General features: G+C 60.0%; 17 protein-coding genes. 14 read left to right on the top strand and 3 right to left on the bottom strand.

Annotated features, from left to right (window positions below):
- Positions 1-227 precede the first annotated feature (227 nt).
- Positions 228-584 carry a hypothetical protein gene (locus tag GA0061101_RS06830; protein WP_037195441.1) on the top strand — a complete coding sequence of 119 codons (357 nt, stop codon included), beginning with the start codon at positions 228-230 and terminating at the stop codon, positions 582-584.
- 239 nt (positions 585-823) lie between these two features.
- Here GA0061101_RS06830 and GA0061101_RS06825 read toward each other — a convergent pair whose 3' ends face one another.
- A complete protein-coding gene (locus GA0061101_RS06825) occupies positions 824-1,105 on the bottom strand; it encodes a GNAT family N-acetyltransferase (RefSeq protein WP_037195233.1) in 282 nt (93 codons plus the stop codon).
- Between the two features lie 38 nt (positions 1,106-1,143).
- Here GA0061101_RS06825 and GA0061101_RS38535 point away from each other — a divergent pair, with 38 nt between their 5' ends.
- Positions 1,144-1,590, top strand: a complete 447-nt coding sequence (locus tag GA0061101_RS38535) for a hypothetical protein (protein ID WP_141694046.1) — start codon at positions 1,144-1,146, stop codon at positions 1,588-1,590.
- A gap of 151 nt (positions 1,591-1,741) precedes the next feature.
- Here the strand turns inward: GA0061101_RS38535 and sciP are convergent, their stop codons facing one another.
- Together sciP and cysQ are read right to left on the bottom strand one after the other, a co-directional pair.
- Positions 1,742-2,017 carry a CtrA inhibitor SciP gene (gene sciP / locus GA0061101_RS06815; RefSeq protein WP_007533628.1) on the bottom strand — a complete coding sequence of 92 codons (276 nt, stop codon included), beginning with the start codon at positions 2,015-2,017 and terminating at the stop codon, positions 1,742-1,744.
- 293 nt (positions 2,018-2,310) lie between these two features.
- Positions 2,311-3,105 (bottom strand): 3'(2'),5'-bisphosphate nucleotidase CysQ, encoded by a 795-nt coding sequence (gene cysQ / locus GA0061101_RS06810; protein WP_092573312.1) that lies wholly within the window; start codon positions 3,103-3,105, stop codon positions 2,311-2,313.
- Positions 3,106-3,433: 328 nt separating this feature from the next.
- On the opposite strand from cysQ, the gene GA0061101_RS06805 reads away from it, so the two are divergent.
- From GA0061101_RS06805 to GA0061101_RS06750, 12 genes are all read left to right on the top strand, one after another.
- On the top strand, positions 3,434-4,684 hold the full coding sequence (locus GA0061101_RS06805; protein ID WP_037195439.1) for a sarcosine oxidase subunit beta family protein: 1,251 nt from the start codon (positions 3,434-3,436) through the stop codon (positions 4,682-4,684).
- A 13-nt stretch (positions 4,685-4,697) separates the two neighbouring features.
- Positions 4,698-4,973 carry a sarcosine oxidase subunit delta gene (locus tag GA0061101_RS06800; protein ID WP_092573311.1) on the top strand — a complete coding sequence of 92 codons (276 nt, stop codon included), beginning with the start codon at positions 4,698-4,700 and terminating at the stop codon, positions 4,971-4,973.
- A complete protein-coding gene (locus GA0061101_RS06795) occupies positions 4,970-7,927 on the top strand; it encodes a sarcosine oxidase subunit alpha family protein (protein WP_092573310.1) in 2,958 nt (985 codons plus the stop codon). The genes GA0061101_RS06800 and GA0061101_RS06795 overlap by 4 nt, the downstream gene beginning before the upstream one ends.
- 7 nt (positions 7,928-7,934) lie before the next feature.
- The gene (locus GA0061101_RS06790; RefSeq protein WP_037195216.1) at positions 7,935-8,489 is read left to right on the top strand and encodes a sarcosine oxidase subunit gamma; all 555 of its coding nucleotides are present in this window, start codon (positions 7,935-7,937) and stop codon (positions 8,487-8,489) included.
- Between the two features lie 219 nt (positions 8,490-8,708).
- A complete protein-coding gene (locus GA0061101_RS06785) occupies positions 8,709-11,135 on the top strand; it encodes a GcvT family protein (protein WP_092573309.1) in 2,427 nt (808 codons plus the stop codon).
- Between the two features lie 309 nt (positions 11,136-11,444).
- The gene (locus GA0061101_RS06780; RefSeq protein WP_037195212.1) at positions 11,445-12,347 is read left to right on the top strand and encodes a branched-chain amino acid ABC transporter permease; all 903 of its coding nucleotides are present in this window, start codon (positions 11,445-11,447) and stop codon (positions 12,345-12,347) included.
- A 4-nt stretch (positions 12,348-12,351) separates the two neighbouring features.
- Entirely contained in the window at positions 12,352-13,776 is a 1,425-nt protein-coding gene (gene livM / locus GA0061101_RS06775; protein ID WP_047562408.1) for a high-affinity branched-chain amino acid ABC transporter permease LivM, read from the top strand.
- Complete coding sequence (locus GA0061101_RS06770) at positions 13,776-14,648, top strand: ABC transporter ATP-binding protein (RefSeq protein WP_047562409.1); 873 nt, start codon at positions 13,776-13,778, stop codon at positions 14,646-14,648. Before livM ends, GA0061101_RS06770 begins: the two co-directional genes overlap by 1 nt.
- Positions 14,648-15,376: an ABC transporter ATP-binding protein gene (locus GA0061101_RS06765; RefSeq protein ID WP_037195206.1), complete on the top strand. Its 729-nt coding sequence runs from the start codon at positions 14,648-14,650 to the stop codon at positions 15,374-15,376. The genes GA0061101_RS06770 and GA0061101_RS06765 overlap by 1 nt, the downstream gene beginning before the upstream one ends.
- A 24-nt stretch (positions 15,377-15,400) precedes the next feature.
- Positions 15,401-15,754 carry a DUF6867 family protein gene (locus GA0061101_RS06760; protein WP_092573308.1) on the top strand — a complete coding sequence of 118 codons (354 nt, stop codon included), beginning with the start codon at positions 15,401-15,403 and terminating at the stop codon, positions 15,752-15,754.
- Positions 15,755-15,937: 183 nt separating this feature from the next.
- Positions 15,938-17,059: a branched-chain amino acid ABC transporter substrate-binding protein gene (locus GA0061101_RS06755; RefSeq protein WP_037195203.1), complete on the top strand. Its 1,122-nt coding sequence runs from the start codon at positions 15,938-15,940 to the stop codon at positions 17,057-17,059.
- Between the two features lie 150 nt (positions 17,060-17,209).
- A complete protein-coding gene (locus GA0061101_RS06750) occupies positions 17,210-18,181 on the top strand; it encodes a 2-hydroxyacid dehydrogenase (protein WP_092573307.1) in 972 nt (323 codons plus the stop codon).
- The last annotated feature ends 17 nt before the right edge of the window (positions 18,182-18,198 follow it).

Raw genomic sequence — 18,198 nt, 5'->3', positions numbered from 1 at the left:
CCAAGTGATTCATCTGACTCATCAATGCCGACATATCGAATTCCGACCCCGGCATTTACTGACCCTTAAATCATTACGCCTATCATTAACGATGCCCGTAAACGAAAGGTTACCAGCGGTAGGTTTTTATTAAGATCGCTGGAAATTTTTTTAACCAAGTCGTTTAAAACCGGTTTGGCGGGCGGAAATACCGAGAGCCGGGGTCTCGCATCACGGGAGTAATGCGTATGAAGTCACGTGAGAGCCTAGTTCGCCTGAAAGAGTTTCAGGTGAACGAAAAACGCCGTCAGCTGCAGCAGTTGCAGATGATGATGGCGGAATTTGACCGCATGACGAAGGATCTGGAGAGCCAGATCGTGCTGGAAGAGAAAAAGTCCGGCATTTCTGACCCTAACCACTTTGCTTACCCGACCTTTGCCAAGGCCGCCCGCCAGCGCGCGGACAACCTGCAGGTGTCGATCCGGGAGCTTCAGGTTCAGGAAGAGGCGTTGGAATATTCGCTTGAGGAAATGCAGGCTGAATATGCAAAGGCCGCAGCGCTCGAGGAGCGTGACGGTTCGGGCCCCGCAAGGGCGCGCGCCTGAGGTCGCGATTTCGTCGTCCTCTTTTGATCCACGCATCATTCCACTCCGACACGGGGCCTTCCTCGGAATATGCGGGATAAGACAGAGGCGGCACAAAAGCCGCGCATGACCGGCCGTGACAGGGCCGGTCATGCGGGGCTTTTTGTATTTTCGCCTGTGTCGATATGGGCATCCGCCTGGCATTCCTGCATCCGGCGTTTGCCTGGACACACCAGCGAATCCTTGTTTGACACCACTGCCTAGAGATTGACGACGTCGCGCCAGTCATCATGGCGCTGCGCCTGCGCCTTGAAGAAGGGGCAGAGCGGAATGATTTTCCAGCCACCACGGCGGGCTTCCTCGACGGCGTGAAGAGCCAGCGCCTGACCGACCCCCTTGCCGCGCAGGGCGTCCGGCACGCCGGTATGATCGACGATGATGAGCTGGGGGGAGGCGCGGGAAAACGTCATTTCCGCCTCATGACCCTCGACGGTCGCGACGTAACGGCCGCCCGACGCATTGTCTTCGTTGCGGATATCCATGGCTTATCTCCCTGATCGTTACATGCGGCGAAGATTGCATGGGTTCGGCAAGCTGCCAACCGTTGAATGCTGCATCATGGTCCGGCCTGTCGGCGAATTTCAAGAAGCGGACGATCGTCCCACACCTGAACTTCGATGAAGGCATCCGGTCCACGTCGATCTCTCGACAGCGTCGGGTCGGGGAAGCCGTAGCGAGCGACTACCTGCGTGATCTCGGCAAGGGTGAAAACCTGCCCATGCCATGGTTTGTCGGAAGGGCTCGCCGGGCGTATGTGTGGACAGCTTGCCATGCTATCGGGAAAGGTGAATGTGATCGTGCGAGGATCGAACAGGGCGAGTGGAAGGACAACAGATGCAGGGCGAGATCTGTCCCATCCGTCGGCCATGTCGCCAAGGAAGAAATAGATGGGGCGGGCGAGGGGTGTTTCGCCGATCTTTCGGGCGCGTTCCGCTATGAGCCAATTTTCAGGCTGCGGAAATCTTAAGATGGATACATCGTCGGCGCCTGCTTGCAGGGAGACCGACAACCTCGTCTCAAGGCGGCTTCAGCCAAATAATTCGGGCCTCTTTCCGTCCCATTTGGGGTGAAGGAGGCCCGAACCAAAGATCAGATAAAGGTCGTGTCTGTCGCTGTTGTCAGTGGCGATACTGCTGTATGCGGGTCGTCCGCAGGCCGGCAAGGCCATGGCTGTTGATGGACGACTGCCAGGAGAGGAACTCTTCGACGGTCAACGTATAACGTTCGCAGGCTTCTTCCAAGCTGAGCAGACCACCACGCACAGCGGCAACAACCTCTGCCTTACGACGGATGACCCAGCGGCGCGTATTCGGCGGCGGAAGGTCGGCTATCGTAAGCGGGCTGCCATCGGGGCCGATGACATACTTCACTCGGGGACGTATCATTTCGGTCATTGGACTCTCTACACACACTCAAGACCACGAGTGGCACTCTATCTTGCCACATTTAAAAATTGCCTAAGCACATAGTAAGACTTTGCTAAGAATTTTAAGAAATGTGGCCGGCAACTGATTTGCCTTTGGCCGAAGAGAGAAAACGCAGGATAATCCCCTGTTATTTCAGGGGAAACAGCTTTCATCCTATCATTTTTTGTCAGTGAAAACTTACGCTTTTGGATCAAAAATCCCTGCGCCGGCTTTGTTGTCCGGTTGCGTCAAAGGGGATCTTTCTTTCGAAAAAAGCGCCCTTAAGAGTGTATGGCGCTCTTCTTGCCGCCCCAACAGATGAAGTGCGGGTTTGCAAAGTCGCTATCTTCGCTCTGGTCGATCTTGCCATAGGCCAGGGGACGGCCATCGACCGTCACGGTAGCGCCGCCCGCCGCGCGCAAGACGGCATCGCCGGCTGCGGTATCCCACTCCATGGTGCGCGCGAAACGCGGATAGACATCGGCCTTGCCTTCGGCAACCAGGCAGAATTTCAGCGATGAGCCGATCGACGTGCAGGCGGCAACCGCATTGTCCGAAAGGAAGCTTTCGGTCCTTTCATTGCTGTTGCAGCGGCTGGCAAGCGCGGTCAGATTGACCGGCCGTGCGCGCACGGCGATGGTCAGGCGGTCGGCGACGGCAAAATGATCGTCGATGATCAACTTGCGGGCTCTGCCTTGCTCGCCGGTGAAGGCTATTCCGAGTGCGGGGGCATAGACGATCCCGGCAACGGGAACGCCATTCTTTATATAGGCGATGTTGACGGTGAATTCGTCACGATGCTCGATGAATTCGCGCGTGCCGTCGAGCGGGTCGACAAGGAAGAAGGAGCGGCCGCGAACATCCGGGACCCTGCCGGCGGACACCGATTCCTCGGCAATGGCCGGTATGTTCGGAAAATCGCGCGCGAGATGTTCGAGGATGATGTGTTCCGCGCGCTCGTCTGCAAGGGTTACAGGGCTCATGTCCTGTTTCAAGGCCACGGCGTAGCCGGCGCGGTAGACCTCCAATATGGCCTTCCCCGCCTCGAGCGCTGCTCTTTCGAATGTTGCAAGCATCTGCCAGTTCGTCTTTCCGCACCGTGTCCGCGGTTCAAGTTTCCGGACATTATAGATAGTAAGTCTCGATTGTGAAATTTAGACTTCAAAAGATCCGGCTCGTTTCGGCTTAGCGCCTGAACCGAGGTTTCGCAACAGCGCTTTGCGTGCTTGCGTCGCCGCTAAAATCATTGACCTGCGAGGCGTGATCTTCCGGAGACAATCATCGGCTTCTCCTGCGCATTCGGAAAAGAACATGTTCTGTTTGCGAATCTTTTTCGTCTTTCCGGGACTTGTCGTTTTTATTGCATATGCGAATGTGCGGCCGGGTAATGATCGGGATGAATGCATGCGATATTCGGCATATCAGCTTCTAAAACAGGCGTTTTCGGGCAACCGCCATTGGCAGCCGGTGTGGCGGACGCCGGAGCCAAAATCGCATTACGACGTGATTATCGTCGGCGGCGGCGGGCATGGGCTGGCGACGGCTTATTATCTTGCCAAGGAATTCGGCATCACCAACGTCGCGGTGCTGGAAAAAAACTATATTGGCTCCGGCAATGTCGGGCGCAACACCACGATCATCCGCTCCAACTACCTCTTGCCGGGTAATGAACCTTTCTACGAATTCTCGATGCAGCTCTGGGAAGGGCTGGAGCAGGATTTCAACTATAATGCCATGGTCTCCCAGCGCGGCATCGTCAACCTCTTCCATTCCGACGGCCAGCGCGATGCCTATGCCCGCCGCGGCAATGCCATGCGTATGCATGGCGTCGATGCGGAGCTTCTGAGCCGCGAGCAGGTGCGCCGGATGATGCCGTACCTGAATTTCGACCATGCGCGCTTTCCGATCCTCGGCGGCCTGCTGCAGCGGCGCGGCGGCACGGCACGCCACGATGCCGTCGCCTGGGGCTATGCGCGCGGCGCCGACAGCCGCGGCGTCGATCTCATCCAGCAATGCGAGGTGATCGGCATCCGCCGCGAGGCTGGTGTTGTGACCGGGGTGGAAACGAACCGCGGCTTCATCGGCTGCAACAAGCTGGCGCTGGCGGCGGCCGGTCATACCTCGATCCTGGGTAATATGGCCGATCTAGAATTGCCGATCGAAACCCATGTGCTTCAGGCCTTCGTCTCAGAAGGGCTGAAGCCTGTCATCGACAACGTCATCACCTATGGAGCGGGGCACTTCTATATCTCGCAGTCGGACAAGGGCGGCTTGGTCTTCGGGGCCGATATCGACTACTACAGCTCCTATGCCCAGCGCGGTAACCTCGCCACCGTCGAGCATACGATGGAGGAGGGGGTGGCGCTCATTCCCGGCCTGTCGCGTGTGCGCGTGCTGCGCACCTGGGGCGGCGTCATGGATATGAGCATGGACGGCTCGCCGATCATCGACCGCACGCCGATCGACAATCTCTATCTGAACTGCGGCTGGAACTATGGCGGCTTCAAAGCGACGCCGGCTTCGGGTTTCTGCTTCGCGCACTTGATCGCCAAGGGCGAAAGCCACGAAGTCAGCCGTCTCCTGCGTCTCGACCGCTTCGAGCGCGGCTTCGCGCTGGACGAAAGCGGCAAGGGTCCGCAGCCGAACCTGCATTGAGGGCACGAAACCAATGGCAAGCTTGATCAACTGCCCGCATTGCGGCATGCGACCGAAGGAAGAATTCTCCATTCGCGGCGCGTCCGTCGCCCGTCCGGCTCCTTCGGCTCCGGATGAGGATTGGCATCGCTATGTCCATATCCGCGACAATGAGCGGGGACGGATTCTCGAATACTGGCATCACGCGGCGGGCTGCCGCCGCTGGCTGGTCGTTGAGCGCAGCAACATCACCCACGAGGTCTTTTCCGTCACCGATGCCGAGGACAAGGCAAGGGAGGTGGCGCAATGACGGCCTATCGTCTGTCGACCGGCGGCCTCGTCAATCGCAGCCGCCCGCTTTCCTTCAAATTCGACGGCAAGGATATGAGGGGCCTGGAGGGCGATACGCTCGCCGCCGCTCTCCTTGCCAATGATCAGCTGCTCGTCGCACGCAGCTTCAAATATCACCGGCCGCGCGGCATCCTGACGGCAGGTTCGGCTGAACCCAATGCGCTCGTCACCATCGGCAAGGACGGGCGCACGGAGCCGAATACACGAGCCACCGTCGCCGAACTCTATCAGGGCATGACGGCTGCCAGCCAGAACCGCTGGCCGTCGCTGAAATATGATCTTGGCTCGCTCAACGGCCTGTTGTCGCCCTTCCTCGGCGCGGGCTTCTACTACAAGACATTCATGTGGCCGGCAGCCTTCTGGGAGAAGGTCTATGAGCCGCTGATTCGCCGCGCCGCCGGCCTCGGCAAGGCAGTCATGCAGGCCGATCCGGATCGCTATGAGAAAGCCTGGGCGCATTGCGATCTGCTTGTTATCGGCTCTGGTCCTGCCGGATTGATGGCAGCGCTGACCGCGGCGCGTGCCGGCCTGCGCGTGGTCCTCGCCGATGAGGGCTTCCGTCTGGGTGGCTCGCTGTTGTCGGAAAGGGTCTCGATCGGCGGCGCGGCGGCCGATGTCTTCGTTCAGGCGACGCTGGAGGAGCTGCAAGGTTTCGAGAATGTCACCCTGATGCCACGTACGACAGTCTTCGGCTGGTATGACGGCAATGTCTTCGGTGCGGTCGAGAAGGTGCAGAAGCATGTTGCGATGCCGTCGCCCGATCTGCCGGTCGAGCGTCTGTGGCGTATCGCAGCCAAGCGCGCCATTCTTGCCTCCGGCGCGGAGGAACGGCCCTTGGTTTTCGGCGGCAACGACCGCCCCGGCGTGATGGTGGCCGGTGCCATGCGCAGCTATCTCAATCGCTACGGCGTCGTTGCGGGTCAGAAGGTGGCCGTGTTCACCAATGGCGGCTCCGGCTATCGCACAGCGCTCGACTTGACGGCGGCCGGCGTCGAGATTTCGGCGATCATGGATACGCGCGCCGCCTCTTCCGACGTTGCGCCGCAAGGTGTTCGCGTCGTGCATGGGGCGAGCGTCCACGCGACCAAGGGCAAATATCGCATCAGCGGCGTCATCGCCGATCGCGGCGGCCTGGATGAACTCATTGCTTGCGATGCGCTCGCCATGTCGGGTGGCTGGTCGCCGATCATCCATCTTGCTTGCCAGCGCGGCGCCAAGCCGGTCTGGTCGGACGAGAGCCAGGCATTCATGGCGCCAACAGTTGGCGGTGAGCTGGAGATTGCCGGATCGGCTGCGGGCATCGAGAGCGTTTCCGGCTGTCTCGCCGATGGAGCGGAAAAGGCGCGGAAGATTGTCGAAAGTCTCGGCCGCACCGTTCATGCGGCGGATGTCCCCGAGGTCGAGGGGGACTATGATCCGTCCTTCGCGGCGATCTGGCATGTGCCCGGCGCCAAGGACAAGGCGTTCGTGGATTTTCAGAACGACGTCCATACCAAGGATCTCGGTCTTGCCCTGCGTGAGGGCTTCGGCCATGTGGAGCACGCCAAGCGCTACACGACCAGCGGCATGGCGACCGATCAGGGCAAGCTCGGCAACGTGAACGCCGCCGGCATCATCGCCGGCATGCGCGGCGTCAGTCCAGCCGCCGTCGGCACGACAACGTTCCGGCCGTTCTACACCCCTGTCTCCTTCGGCGCGCTGGCGGGCACGGCGCGCGACAAACACGCGCAGCCGGTGCGGGAATCGCCGCTGCACGGCTGGGCGAAGAAGAATGGCGCGACTTTCGTCGAGGCCGGCCTCTGGTATCGTTCGTCCTGGTTTGCGCGGACGGGCGAAAAGGGTTGGCGTGACAGCGTCGATCGCGAAGTCTTGAACGTCCGCAACAATGTCGGCCTTTGCGATGTGTCGACGCTCGGCAAGATCGAGGTTTTCGGCAAGGATGCCGCGGAATTTCTCAATCGCCTCTATTCCAATGCCTTCCTGAAGCTGCCGATCGGCAAAGCGCGCTACGGGTTGATGTTGCGCGAGGATGGCATCGTCTTCGACGATGGAACGACGAGCCGGCTGACGCCCGATCATTTTTTCCTGACCACCACGACGGCGATGGCCGGCGAAGTGATGACGCATATGGAGTTCTGCGCGCAGACGCTCTGGCCGCAGCTCGACGTTCGCTTCGTCTCCTCCTCCGATCAATGGGCGCAGATGGCGATTGCCGGGCCGAAGGCGCGGCTGGTGCTGGAACAGATCGTCGAGGACGATATTTCCGATGCGTTCTTCCCGTTCCTCGCTGCCGCTGAAGTCATGCTGAAGGGCGGCCTCAAGGCGCGCCTGTTCCGCATCTCCTTCTCCGGTGAGCTTGCCTATGAGCTTGCGGTTCCTGCCGGTTATGGCGAGGCCGTCGCGGATGCGATCATGGAGGCCGGTAAGGCGCATGGCATCTGCGCCTATGGCGTCGAAGCCCTCAACGTGCTGCGCATCGAGAAGGGCCATGTCACCCATAACGAGCTGGACGGCCGCACGACGCCCGACGATGTCGGGCTTGGCCGGATGATGGCAACGCAGAAGCCGGATTTCATCGGCAAGAGATTGTCCACCCGCTTCGGATTGACTGCGGCCGACCGCGTGCAGCTCGTCGGCCTGAAGCCGCTCGATACGACGAAGGAGATTCATGCCGGCGCGCATCTGTTGAGGGAAGGCGCCAGGCCGTCGACCGCGAACGATCAAGGTCATGTCTCCTCGGCCTGCTTCTCGCCCGTTCTCGGCCATTCCATCGCTCTGGCGTTCCTGAAGTCGGGCCGGGAACGGATCGGCGAGCATGTGGTCGTCTGGGACGGGTTGCGCGGCGAGGAAGTGCCGGCGGAGGTCTGCAACCCGGTCTTCGTCGATGCTGACAACAAGAAGCTTTTCGGGTGAGGGAATGATGAGCGTCGCGTATCAAAACAGACATGTGCTGGAAGATCACATTTCCGGCTTCGAGGCTGCCCCCAATCCGAATCATCTTGCCGTTGTCCGCCGGCCGGTCATCTTCTCGGTGCTTGGCAAGGCCGGCGAAAAGGATTGGGTTCTGGCTGGCCTGAAGGCGATTGACGATGTGTCGGTTCGCGACGTCGGGCCGAGAGAATGGCTTGTTCTGTCGGAGACGCTGGGTGTCGAGAGCGTGGCGCGGGATCTCTTCACGCTCGATCCTGCCCGCGTTTCCTTCTTCGAGCAGAGCGACGGCCGGGTATTGCTTCGTATGTCCGGCCCCAGCGTTCGCCGTATCCTGGCGAAATGCGTGGCCGTCGACCTGCATCCGCAGGTTTTCGCCGAGGGCCAGTCGGCCAGCATGTTGTGCTGCCATGTCAGCGCCAATGTTGCCCGCACCGGCCCTGACCGCTTCGAGATCATCATCCCGCGCTCCTATGCCGGCAGCGTGTTCGAGGAGATCATGGAGATGGGGCGCGAATTTGCCCTGACGGCCGGTTTTGCCGACTGAAAAGCCATAGGCCGCCGGACCTCCAATGCCTTGCCGACCGATTTGTGTCTCCGAAAAGCGATGGCGCGATCCGAACAATTGCGATGGCGCAAACAGACATATCGGTTTCGCAGTTCGGGCTATTTGGCTTCCCGGATAGTCTCTAGGCTGCCCTGCAAATGCGGCCGGTCATACGGGAAAACACCCGGCGACTTCGTGCTGAAAACAGGGGATTCCTAGATGAAAAGCCATGCCAAGGTCGTCGTCATCGGTGGCGGTGTCGTCGGATGTTCGGTGCTCTATCACCTGACGAAGTTCGGCTGGACGGATGTGGTGCTGCTCGAACGTTCCGAACTGACCTCCGGATCGACCTGGCATGCCGCCGGTGGCATGCATACGATCAACGGCGACCCGAATGTCGCCAAGCTGCAGAAATATACGGTCGAGCTCTACAAGGAGATCGAGGAGTATTCGGGCCAGGACATCGGGCTGCATTTGACGTCGGGCCTTATGCTGGCGGCGACGCCGCAGCGCTTCGACTGGCTGAAGTCGATCCTTGCCAAGGGACGCTATAACGGCCTGGAGGCGACCCTGCTGACGCCCAGGGAAGCGCATGAGATGATGCCGCTTCTCGACCCCGATCAGTTCGTCGGCGCGCTCTACGATCCCGTCGAAGGCCACCTCGATCCTTATGGCACCACGCATGCCTATGCCCGTTCGGCGAAGAAGAACGGTGCCGACATCTATCTGCATACCAAGGTGGAAGAGCTGGTGCAGCGCGAGGATGGTTCCTGGCGCGTCATCACCAACCAGGGCGAGATCATCGCCGAGCATGTCGTCAACGCCGCCGGTCTCTGGGCGCGCGAAGTCGGCCGCATGGTCGGGCTGGAGCTTCCCGTGCTCGCCATGGAGCACATGTATCTGATCACCGAGGACATGCCCGAGGTGATCGACTTCAACAAGACCACCGGCAAGGAACTGATGCACTGCGTCGATTTCGATGGCGAGATCTATCTGCGCCAGGAGCGGCAGGGCATGCTGATGGGCACCTATGAGAAGGCATGTCGCCCCTGGTCGCCGCTGACGACGCCCTGGGATTTCGGCCACGAGCTGCTCGCCGAGGATATCGAGCGCATCACGCCGGAACTGGAAGTCGGCTTCCGCCATTTTCCGGCCTTCAACAATGCCGGCATCAAGAAGATCATCAACGGCCCGTTCACCTTCTCGCCTGATGGCAACCCGCTTGTCGGTCCCGTGCGCGGGCTCAGGAACTATTGGTCGGCCTGCGCCGTCATGGCCGGCTTCAGCCAGGGCGGCGGCGTCGGGCTGGCGCTCGCCAACTGGATGATCTATGGCGATCCGGGCTTCGATGTCTTTGCCATGGACGTCTCGCGCTACGGCGACTATGCGACGCTTGCCTATACGAACGCCAAGGTGCGCGAGAACTATGCCCGGCGCTTCTCCATCCGCTATCCGAACGAGGAACTGCCGGCCGCGCGTCCGTTGCTGACGACGCCGATCTACGACAAACTGAAGGAGGCAGGCGGCGTCTTCGGAGCTTACTACGGTCTCGAGCAGGCGCTGTGGTTTGCTCCGCAGGGCGAGGTGGACCAATTCTCCTGGCGCCGCTCCAACGACTTCGACGTCGTCGGCGCCGAAGCGAAGGCGGTGCGCGAGAGTGTCGGCCTGATGGAGACTTCGGGCTTTGCCAAATATTCGGTCAAGGGGCCGGGGGCGGAAGCTTTCCTCGACAGGTTGCTCACCTGCCGCATTCCGGCCGTCGGCCGCATGACGCTGGCGCCGATGCTGAAGCATGACGGCAAACTCATCGGCGATTTCACGCTGGCAAAGCTCGGCGAGGGCGATTTCCTCCTCATCGGCTCAGGTATCGCGGAAGCCTATCATATGCGCTGGTTCGAAAGCCTGCTGCCCAAGGACGGCTCGGTCGAGCTGAAACCGCTGGGCCTGTCGCTTCTCGGCCTCTCGATCGCCGGTCCGAATGCCCGCAGATTGCTGCAGAAGCTGACGCATCAGGACCTTTCGACCGACGCCTTTCCCTTCATGTCCATCCGGCGCATCGATATCGGCATGGCGTCCGCCATCGTCGGACGCGTCTCCTATACGGGCGACCTGGGATACGAGATATGGATGAAGCCGGAACATCAGCGCTACATCTTCGATCTCCTGATGGAGGAGGGAGCCGAATTCGGCATACGGCTGTTCGGCTTGAGGGCGCTGAATGCGCTGCGTCTCGATAAGTCCTATGGCAGCTGGGCGCGCGAATACCGGCCGCTCTACGGCCCCTTCGAGGCCGGTCTTGGCCGCTTCGTGGCGCTTTCCAAGCCGGCCGACTTCATAGGCAAGGCGGCTGCAGCAAAGGAGAAGTCGGAAGGCGGGGCACTGCGGCTGAAAACCTTCATCCTCAAGGCGAGGGATGCAGATGTCATCGGCGACGAGCCGATCTACCACGATGGCGCGGTCTGTGGCTGGGTCACGTCTGGCGGATATGCCCATGCCTCCGGTCTTTCGGTTGCCGTCGGTTATGTTCCGAAGGAAATTGCCGATGAGACACAGGGCTGGTCGATAGAACTGCTTGGCGAACTGTTGCCTGCGAACCTGCAGGCTGAGCCCCTGTTCGATGCCGACGGAGCGCGCATGCGAGCCTAATTATGCTTGTGAAAGCGAAACTGGTTGGCCCCGCAGAGGGCCTGCCTCTGACAAAAGCTCTTCAGCGAAAATTCCCTTGTTGATCATTTTGGCTATTTTTTGAGGCAGGGGATGCCGCTTTTATATCATTTTTGGCCTGATTTGCGCCAGTGCGCGGCGATTTGAAAAGAATTTGTCAATTTCTTGCCTTTTTGGCTTCACATTTCCCTCGAAAGCGGTATGGAATCGCCCCCACGGGTCCTCATGAAGGAAACCCTAAAAGTAATAAGAGGTGCGGTCGATTGACGCCGCATCCAGGGGAAATGACATATGGATTATTTTATCCAGCAGCTCCTAAACGGGCTGACTCTCGGGTCTATCTATGGCCTGATCGCCATTGGTTACACCATGGTTTACGGCATCATCGGCATGATCAATTTTGCCCATGGTGATGTTTTCATGCTCGGCGGCTTTGCCGCTCTCATCACCTATCTGGTTCTCGTGTCGCTCTTCGCCGGCTTGCCGGTGGCGGTCTTGCTCTTGGTGATGCTGATCGTCGCCATGCTGATGACGAGCCTTTGGAACTGGGTGATCGAGCGTATCGCCTACCGGCCGCTGCGCGGTTCCTTCCGCCTCGCGCCGCTGATCACGGCAATCGGCATGTCGATCGTGCTGTCGAACTTCATCCAGGTTGCTCAGGGTCCGCGCAACAAGCCGATCCCGACGCTGGTGGGTGATGTCTACAACTTCGGTGCCGTGTCGCTGTCGCTGAAGCAGATCATCATCTTCATCATAACGGTCGTTCTGCTTGCCGCCTTCTGGTATCTGGTCAACAAGACTGCGCTCGGTCGTGCCCAGCGCGCCACGGAGCAGGACCGCAAGATGGCGGCGCTGCTCGGCATCAATGTCGACCGCACCATTTCCGTCACCTTCATCATGGGCGCCGCGCTCGCCGCCGTCGCCGGCACGATGTATCTGATGTATTATGGCGTCGCCAACTTCGCCGACGGCTTCACTCCCGGCGTCAAGGCGTTCACCGCGGCGGTTCTCGGCGGCATCGGTTCGCTGCCTGGCGCTGTCCTCGGCGGCCTGATGATTGGCTTCATCGAGTCGTTCTGGTCGGGTAATTTTCCCATCGCGTATAAGGATGTCGCGACATTCGGCATCCTGGCTTTCGTTCTGATCTTCAAGCCAACCGGCATTCTCGGGCGGCCGGAAGTCGAAAAGGTATAACGCCATGGCAAATTCAAATTTCGTTGCAGACAAGACCGCGCCCGGCCTTGTCCAGAAAGGGATTACGGATGCCCTCTGGACCGCGCTGATCGCCTTTGGGATGTTCGTGCTCTATATCGGCCTAAAGACCGATCAGAACATGGACAACAAGCTGGTCATCGTCCAGCGCTGGGGCCTCTTGGCCATCATCGTCGCCATTGCGGCGGTCGGACGCTTCGTGATGACGGTGTTCGTGCGGCCCCGTCTGGAGGCTAGAAAGGCCGAGAAAGCCAAGCTTGCGCCAGTCGTGACCGAGCAGGGTTTCGTCGGTAAGAATTTCAACACGATAGCGCTGGTTTTCCTGCTTATCTATCCGATGCTGGCACTGGCGCTTTTCGGTCCACAGGGGTCTCTGACCTATGTCGACAACTTCGGCATCCAGATCCTCATCTACGTGATGCTTGCCTGGGGCCTGAACATCGTCGTCGGTCTGGCGGGGCTGCTCGACCTCGGCTATGTCGCCTTCTATGCGGTCGGCGCCTATTCCTACGCGCTGCTGTCGACGCATTTCGGTCTGTCGTTCTGGATACTGCTGCCGCTCTCCGGCATCTTTGCCGGGCTTTGGGGCATGATCCTCGGTTTCCCGGTTCTGCGCCTGCGCGGCGACTATCTGGCGATCGTGACGCTGGCTTTCGGTGAGATCATCCGCATCGTCCTGACGAACTGGACTGACGTGACGAAGGGCAGCTTCGGTATTTCCAATATTACCAAGGCATCGATGTTCGGCATCTACACCTTCGATACCAAGGACCCGCACAACTTCATCCGCAGCTTCGGCCTGCCGTTCTCGTCGGCCTGGTACAAGATCTTCCTCTTTTACGTCGCCCTGGCGCTCTGCGCGCTGACTGCCTATGTGACGATCCGGCTGCGCCGCATGCCGATCGGCCGTGCATGGGAAGCTCTGCGCGAAGACGAGATCGCCTGCCGCTCGCTCGGCATCAATACGGTGACGACGAAGCTGACTGCCTTCGCCACCGGCGCCATGTTCGGCGGTTTTGCAGGTTCATTCTTCGCAGCCCGTCAAGGCTTCGTCTCGCCGGAATCCTTCGTGTTCCTCGAGTCTGCGGTGATCCTGGCGATCGTCGTTCTTGGCGGCATGGGCTCGCTGAAGGGCATCGCCATTGCGGCGATCGCCATGATCGGCGGTACGGAATTGCTGCGCGATATGGATTTCCTTAAGACCGGTCTGGTCGTGGGCAATACGACGATCATTCCCGGCTTCGGTCCCGATTTCACTCCCGAACTCTATCGCATGCTGATCTTCGGGCTCGCCATGGTCGTCGTGATGATCCTCAAGCCGCGCGGCTTCGTCGGCACCCGCGAGCCGACCGCCTTCCTCAAGGAGCGGAAAGCGGTCTCGGGCAGCTTTACCAAGGAGGGCCACGGCTGATGAACGCTGTGACCGCAACCCCTGACGACATCCTGCTGAAGGTCGATCACCTGTCGATGAGGTTCGGCGGCCTGATGGCGATCAACGATCTCTCTTTCGAGGCGAAGCGTGGCGACATCACCGCGTTGATCGGACCGAACGGCGCTGGCAAGACGACCGTGTTCAACTGCATCACGGGCTTCTACAAGCCGACGATGGGCATGATCACGCTTCAACAGAAAAGCGGCAAGGAATATCTTCTGGAGCGGCTTCCGGATTTCCGGATCACGCGCGAAGCCAAGGTGGCCCGTACCTTCCAGAACATCCGCCTGTTTTCGGGCCTGACAGTGCTCGAAAACCTGCTGGTGGCGCAGCACAACAAGCTGATGCGCGCCTCCGGCTACACGATCCTCGGGCTGCTCGGCATCGGCCGCTATCGGGCAGAAGCCAAGAATGCCATCGAACTCGCGCGCTTCTGGCTCGAGAAGGCCGATCTCATCGACCGGGCCGACGATCCCGCCGGCGACCTCTCCTATGGTGCCCAGCGCCGTCTGGAAATCGCCCGCGCCATGTGCACAGGCCCGGAGATGCTTTGCCTGGACGAGCCGGCCGCCGGTCTCAATCCTCGCGAGTCCCTGGTGCTCAACGAGTTCCTGCGCAACATCCGCAAGGATACCGGAACGTCGATCCTTCTGATCGAGCATGACATGTCGGTGGTGATGGAAATCTCCGATCATGTCGTCGTGCTCGAATACGGGCAGAAGATCGCCGATGGTACGCCGGATCAGGTCAAGAACGATCCGAGGGTGATCGCGGCCTATCTGGGTGTCGAGGATGAAGAAGTGGAAGAGGTGATTGCCGAAGTCGAGCACCTCCAAGAGGGCGAACATTGATGACGGGGCAACCGCTTCTGAAAGTTGAGGGCGTCGAGACCTATTACGGCAATATCCGTGCCCTTGCCGGCGTCGATATCGAAGTCAACAGCGGCGAGATCGTCAGCCTGATCGGTGCGAACGGCGCCGGCAAGTCGACGCTCATGATGACGATCTGCGGCAGCCCGCAGGCGCGCAGCGGCTCGGTCATCTTCGAGGGGCGCGATATCACTCGCATGCCGACGCATGAGATTGCCCGGCTTCGCATCGCCCAGTCGCCGGAAGGGCGGCGCATTTTTCCGCGCATGACCGTCTATGAAAACCTGCAGATGGGCGCGAGCCTCGACAAGCTCAAATATTTCAACGAGGACGTCGAGAAGATCTTCACGCTGTTCCCGCGCCTGAAGGAGCGTCAGTCGCAGCGCGGCGGCACGCTGTCGGGCGGAGAGCAGCAGATGCTGTCGATCGGTCGCGCGCTGATGGCGCGTCCCAAGCTGCTTTTGCTGGATGAGCCTTCGCTCGGCCTTGCGCCGTTGATCGTCAAAGGCATCTTCGAAGCCATCAAGGTTCTGAACAAGACCCAGGGGCTCACGGTGTTCCTCGTCGAGCAGAATGCCTTTGCGGCGCTGAAGCTTTCCGACCGTGGCTATGTGATGGTCAACGGACGGGTGACGATGAGCGGTTCGGGCAAGGAGTTGCTAGCCAATCCGGAAGTGCGCGCCGCCTATCTCGAAGGCGGGCATCATTGAGCCTCGTTTTGCGGAGAATTTGATATGCAGGGAATTTTCTTCGAAAGCGATACCGGCGGCCGCATCGTCATCCGCGCGATCATCGTCCTCCTCGGCTTCTGGACGGCCTGGCGCGCGGGCCGGGCTGTGGCCTCCAGCTGGGATTCCTATCCGTTGGCGGTGATCTACACCTTCCTGGTCGGGCTCGGACTGCAATTTCTGCACCACGCCTTGTTCAACGGGCCAGTCTTCGATCTCGGAAACTATGCTCTCGACGTGGTTCTGCTGCTGATCTTCGCGACGGCCGGATATCGCTATCGGCGCACCGACCAAATGGTCAATAATTATTACTGGCTCTATGAAAAGACCTCAGCCTTTTCATGGAAGAAGAAGAATTGACACTGTGCCTAAACTAGGCACAGTCTGCGTGCGGCATCGGCGTAATCCTGTCTTATAAAACGAATGACACCTGACGGGATCATGCTTTAAGTATTCGGAATACAAGCGTTACCGGCGTGATGATTGGTGGGTATCGCGCAGGGCAAATCAAACGGAACCCGCTTAAAAATTGGGAGTAACAATATGAAGAAGTATCTTCTGTCGGCGGTGGCTTTGTCGGCAATGATCGCGTTCGGCGGCGTCGCGAAGGCCGACATCATCATCGGCGTTGGTGGTCCCTTGACGGGCCCGAATGCTGCGTTTGGTGCGCAGCTCCAGAAGGGTGCCGAGCAGGCTGCTGCCGATATCAACGCAGCCGGCGGCATCAACGGGGAAAAGGTCAAGATCGAACTCGGCGACGACGTCTCGGACGCGAAGCAGGGCGTTTCGGTCGCCAACAAGTTCGTCGCTGACGGCGTGAAGTTCGTTGTCGGTCACTTCAACTCGGGCGTTTCCATCCCGGCTTCGGAAGTGTACGCCGAAAACGGTATTCTCCAGATTACCCCGGCTTCCACCAACCCACAATTTACGGAGCGCGGCCTCTGGAACACCTTCCGCACCTGCGGTCGTGACGACCAGCAGGGCGCAGTTGCCGGCAAGTATATCGCCGACAATTTCAAGGGTGCCAAGGTTGCCGTCGTTCACGACAAGACCCCCTATGGCCAGGGCCTCGCTGACGAAACCAAGAAGAACCTCAACGCCGCTGGCGTGACGGAAGTTCTTTATGAAGGCATCACCCCCGGCGACAAGGACTATTCGGCCCTCATCGCCAAGATGAAGCAAGCCGGCGTCGATTTCGTCTACTACGGCGGTCTGCACACCGAAGCCGGCCTGATCATGCGTCAGATGGCCGACCAGGGCGTCAAGGCTCATTTCATGTCCGGTGACGGTATCGTGTCGAACGAACTTGCTTCGATCGCCGGCGACGCCGTTAACGGCACGCTGATGACCTTCGCTCCGGATCCGCGCAAGAACCCGGCTTCCACCGATCTCGTCGCCAAGTTCCGCGCTGCCGGCTACGAGCCGGAAGGCTACACGCTGTACTCCTACTCTGCTCTGCAGGTCATTGCCGCCGCTGCCAAGGCTGCCGGTTCCAACGATCCGATGGCTGTTGCCGACGCGATGAAGGCAAAGGGTCCGTACAAGACTGCCATCGGCGAACTCGGCTTCAATGCCAAGGGCGACATCACCCGTCCGGACTACGTCATGTACAAGTGGTCCAAGGGTTCCGACGGCAAATACAGCTACGACGAAATCTCGAAGTAATCTTCGCGCTGCCGGCTTGCCGGCATCCGTTCGATCTGAGGAGCCCGGCCATTGGCCGGGCTTTTTTCATTGTTGCCGGCAGAGGATCGCCATTTTCTTCGCGGCGAACCTGCTTTAAGCCTGCCCGATATCGACAGGAGGAGGTGCAGCATGAGCAGACCCCGTATTCTCGTTACCCGACGCTGGCCCATTACGGTCGAAGCGGTCCTTTCAGAGCGCTTCGACGTCACGCTGAATAAGGATGACATTGCTCTTGATGCGGGGCACCTGCACGAGGCGCTGCGGGCTTATGATGCGGTTCTGCCGACCGTTTCCGACAAGCTTCCGGCAGCCCTTTTCGAGGGTGATGCGATCAGGACGAAGATCCTCGGCAATTTCGGTGTCGGCTTCAATCACATCGATATCGCCGAAGCCCGGGCGAAGGGTATCGTTGTCACCAATACGCCCGGCGTGCTGACGGATTGCACAGCCGATATCGCCATGCTGCTGTTGCTGTCCGTCGCCCGCCGTGGCGGGGAGGGCGAGCGGGAATTGCGCGCCGGCGCGTGGACCGGCTGGCGGCCCACACATCTGGTCGGCACCAAGGTTACCGGCAAGACCGTCGGCATCATCGGCTTCGGCCGCATCGGCAGGGCGTTCGCGCAGCGCTGCCATTTCGGTTTCGGCATGGATGTCGTCTTCCATAGTCGCTCCGCCATCGATCCGATGGAAGCCGCGCGCTATGGCGCTATGCAATTGCCGACGGTGGAGGATGTGCTTGCAGTCTCCGACTTCGTCTCCCTGCATTGCCCCGGCGGTGCGGAAAACCATCACCTGATGAATGCCGCCCGTTTCGCCGCAATGAAGCGGAGCGCCTTCCTGATCAATACTGCGCGCGGTGATGTCGTCGATGAGGCAGCGCTGATCTCGGCGCTTGAGCTGGGCACGATCCGCGGTGCCGGTCTCGACGTTTACGAGGCGGAACCGAACGTGCCGGAGCGGTTGAGAGCGATGGACAACGTGGTGCTTCTGCCGCATCTCGGCAGCGCCACCGAAGAGACGCGCACGGCAATGGGCATGAAGGTGGTGGACAACATCATCGCCTTCTTTGCGGGGCGCGAGCCGCCAGATCGGGTGGTCTAGCCCCTTCGCCCCGCAAT

The organism is Martinezella lusitana (assembly GCF_900094565.1).
GTDB lineage: Bacteria > Pseudomonadota > Alphaproteobacteria > Rhizobiales > Rhizobiaceae > Rhizobium > Rhizobium lusitanum.
The sequence above is the reverse complement of the archived record's forward strand: the minus strand, read 5'-3'. Positions and strand labels throughout refer to the sequence as shown.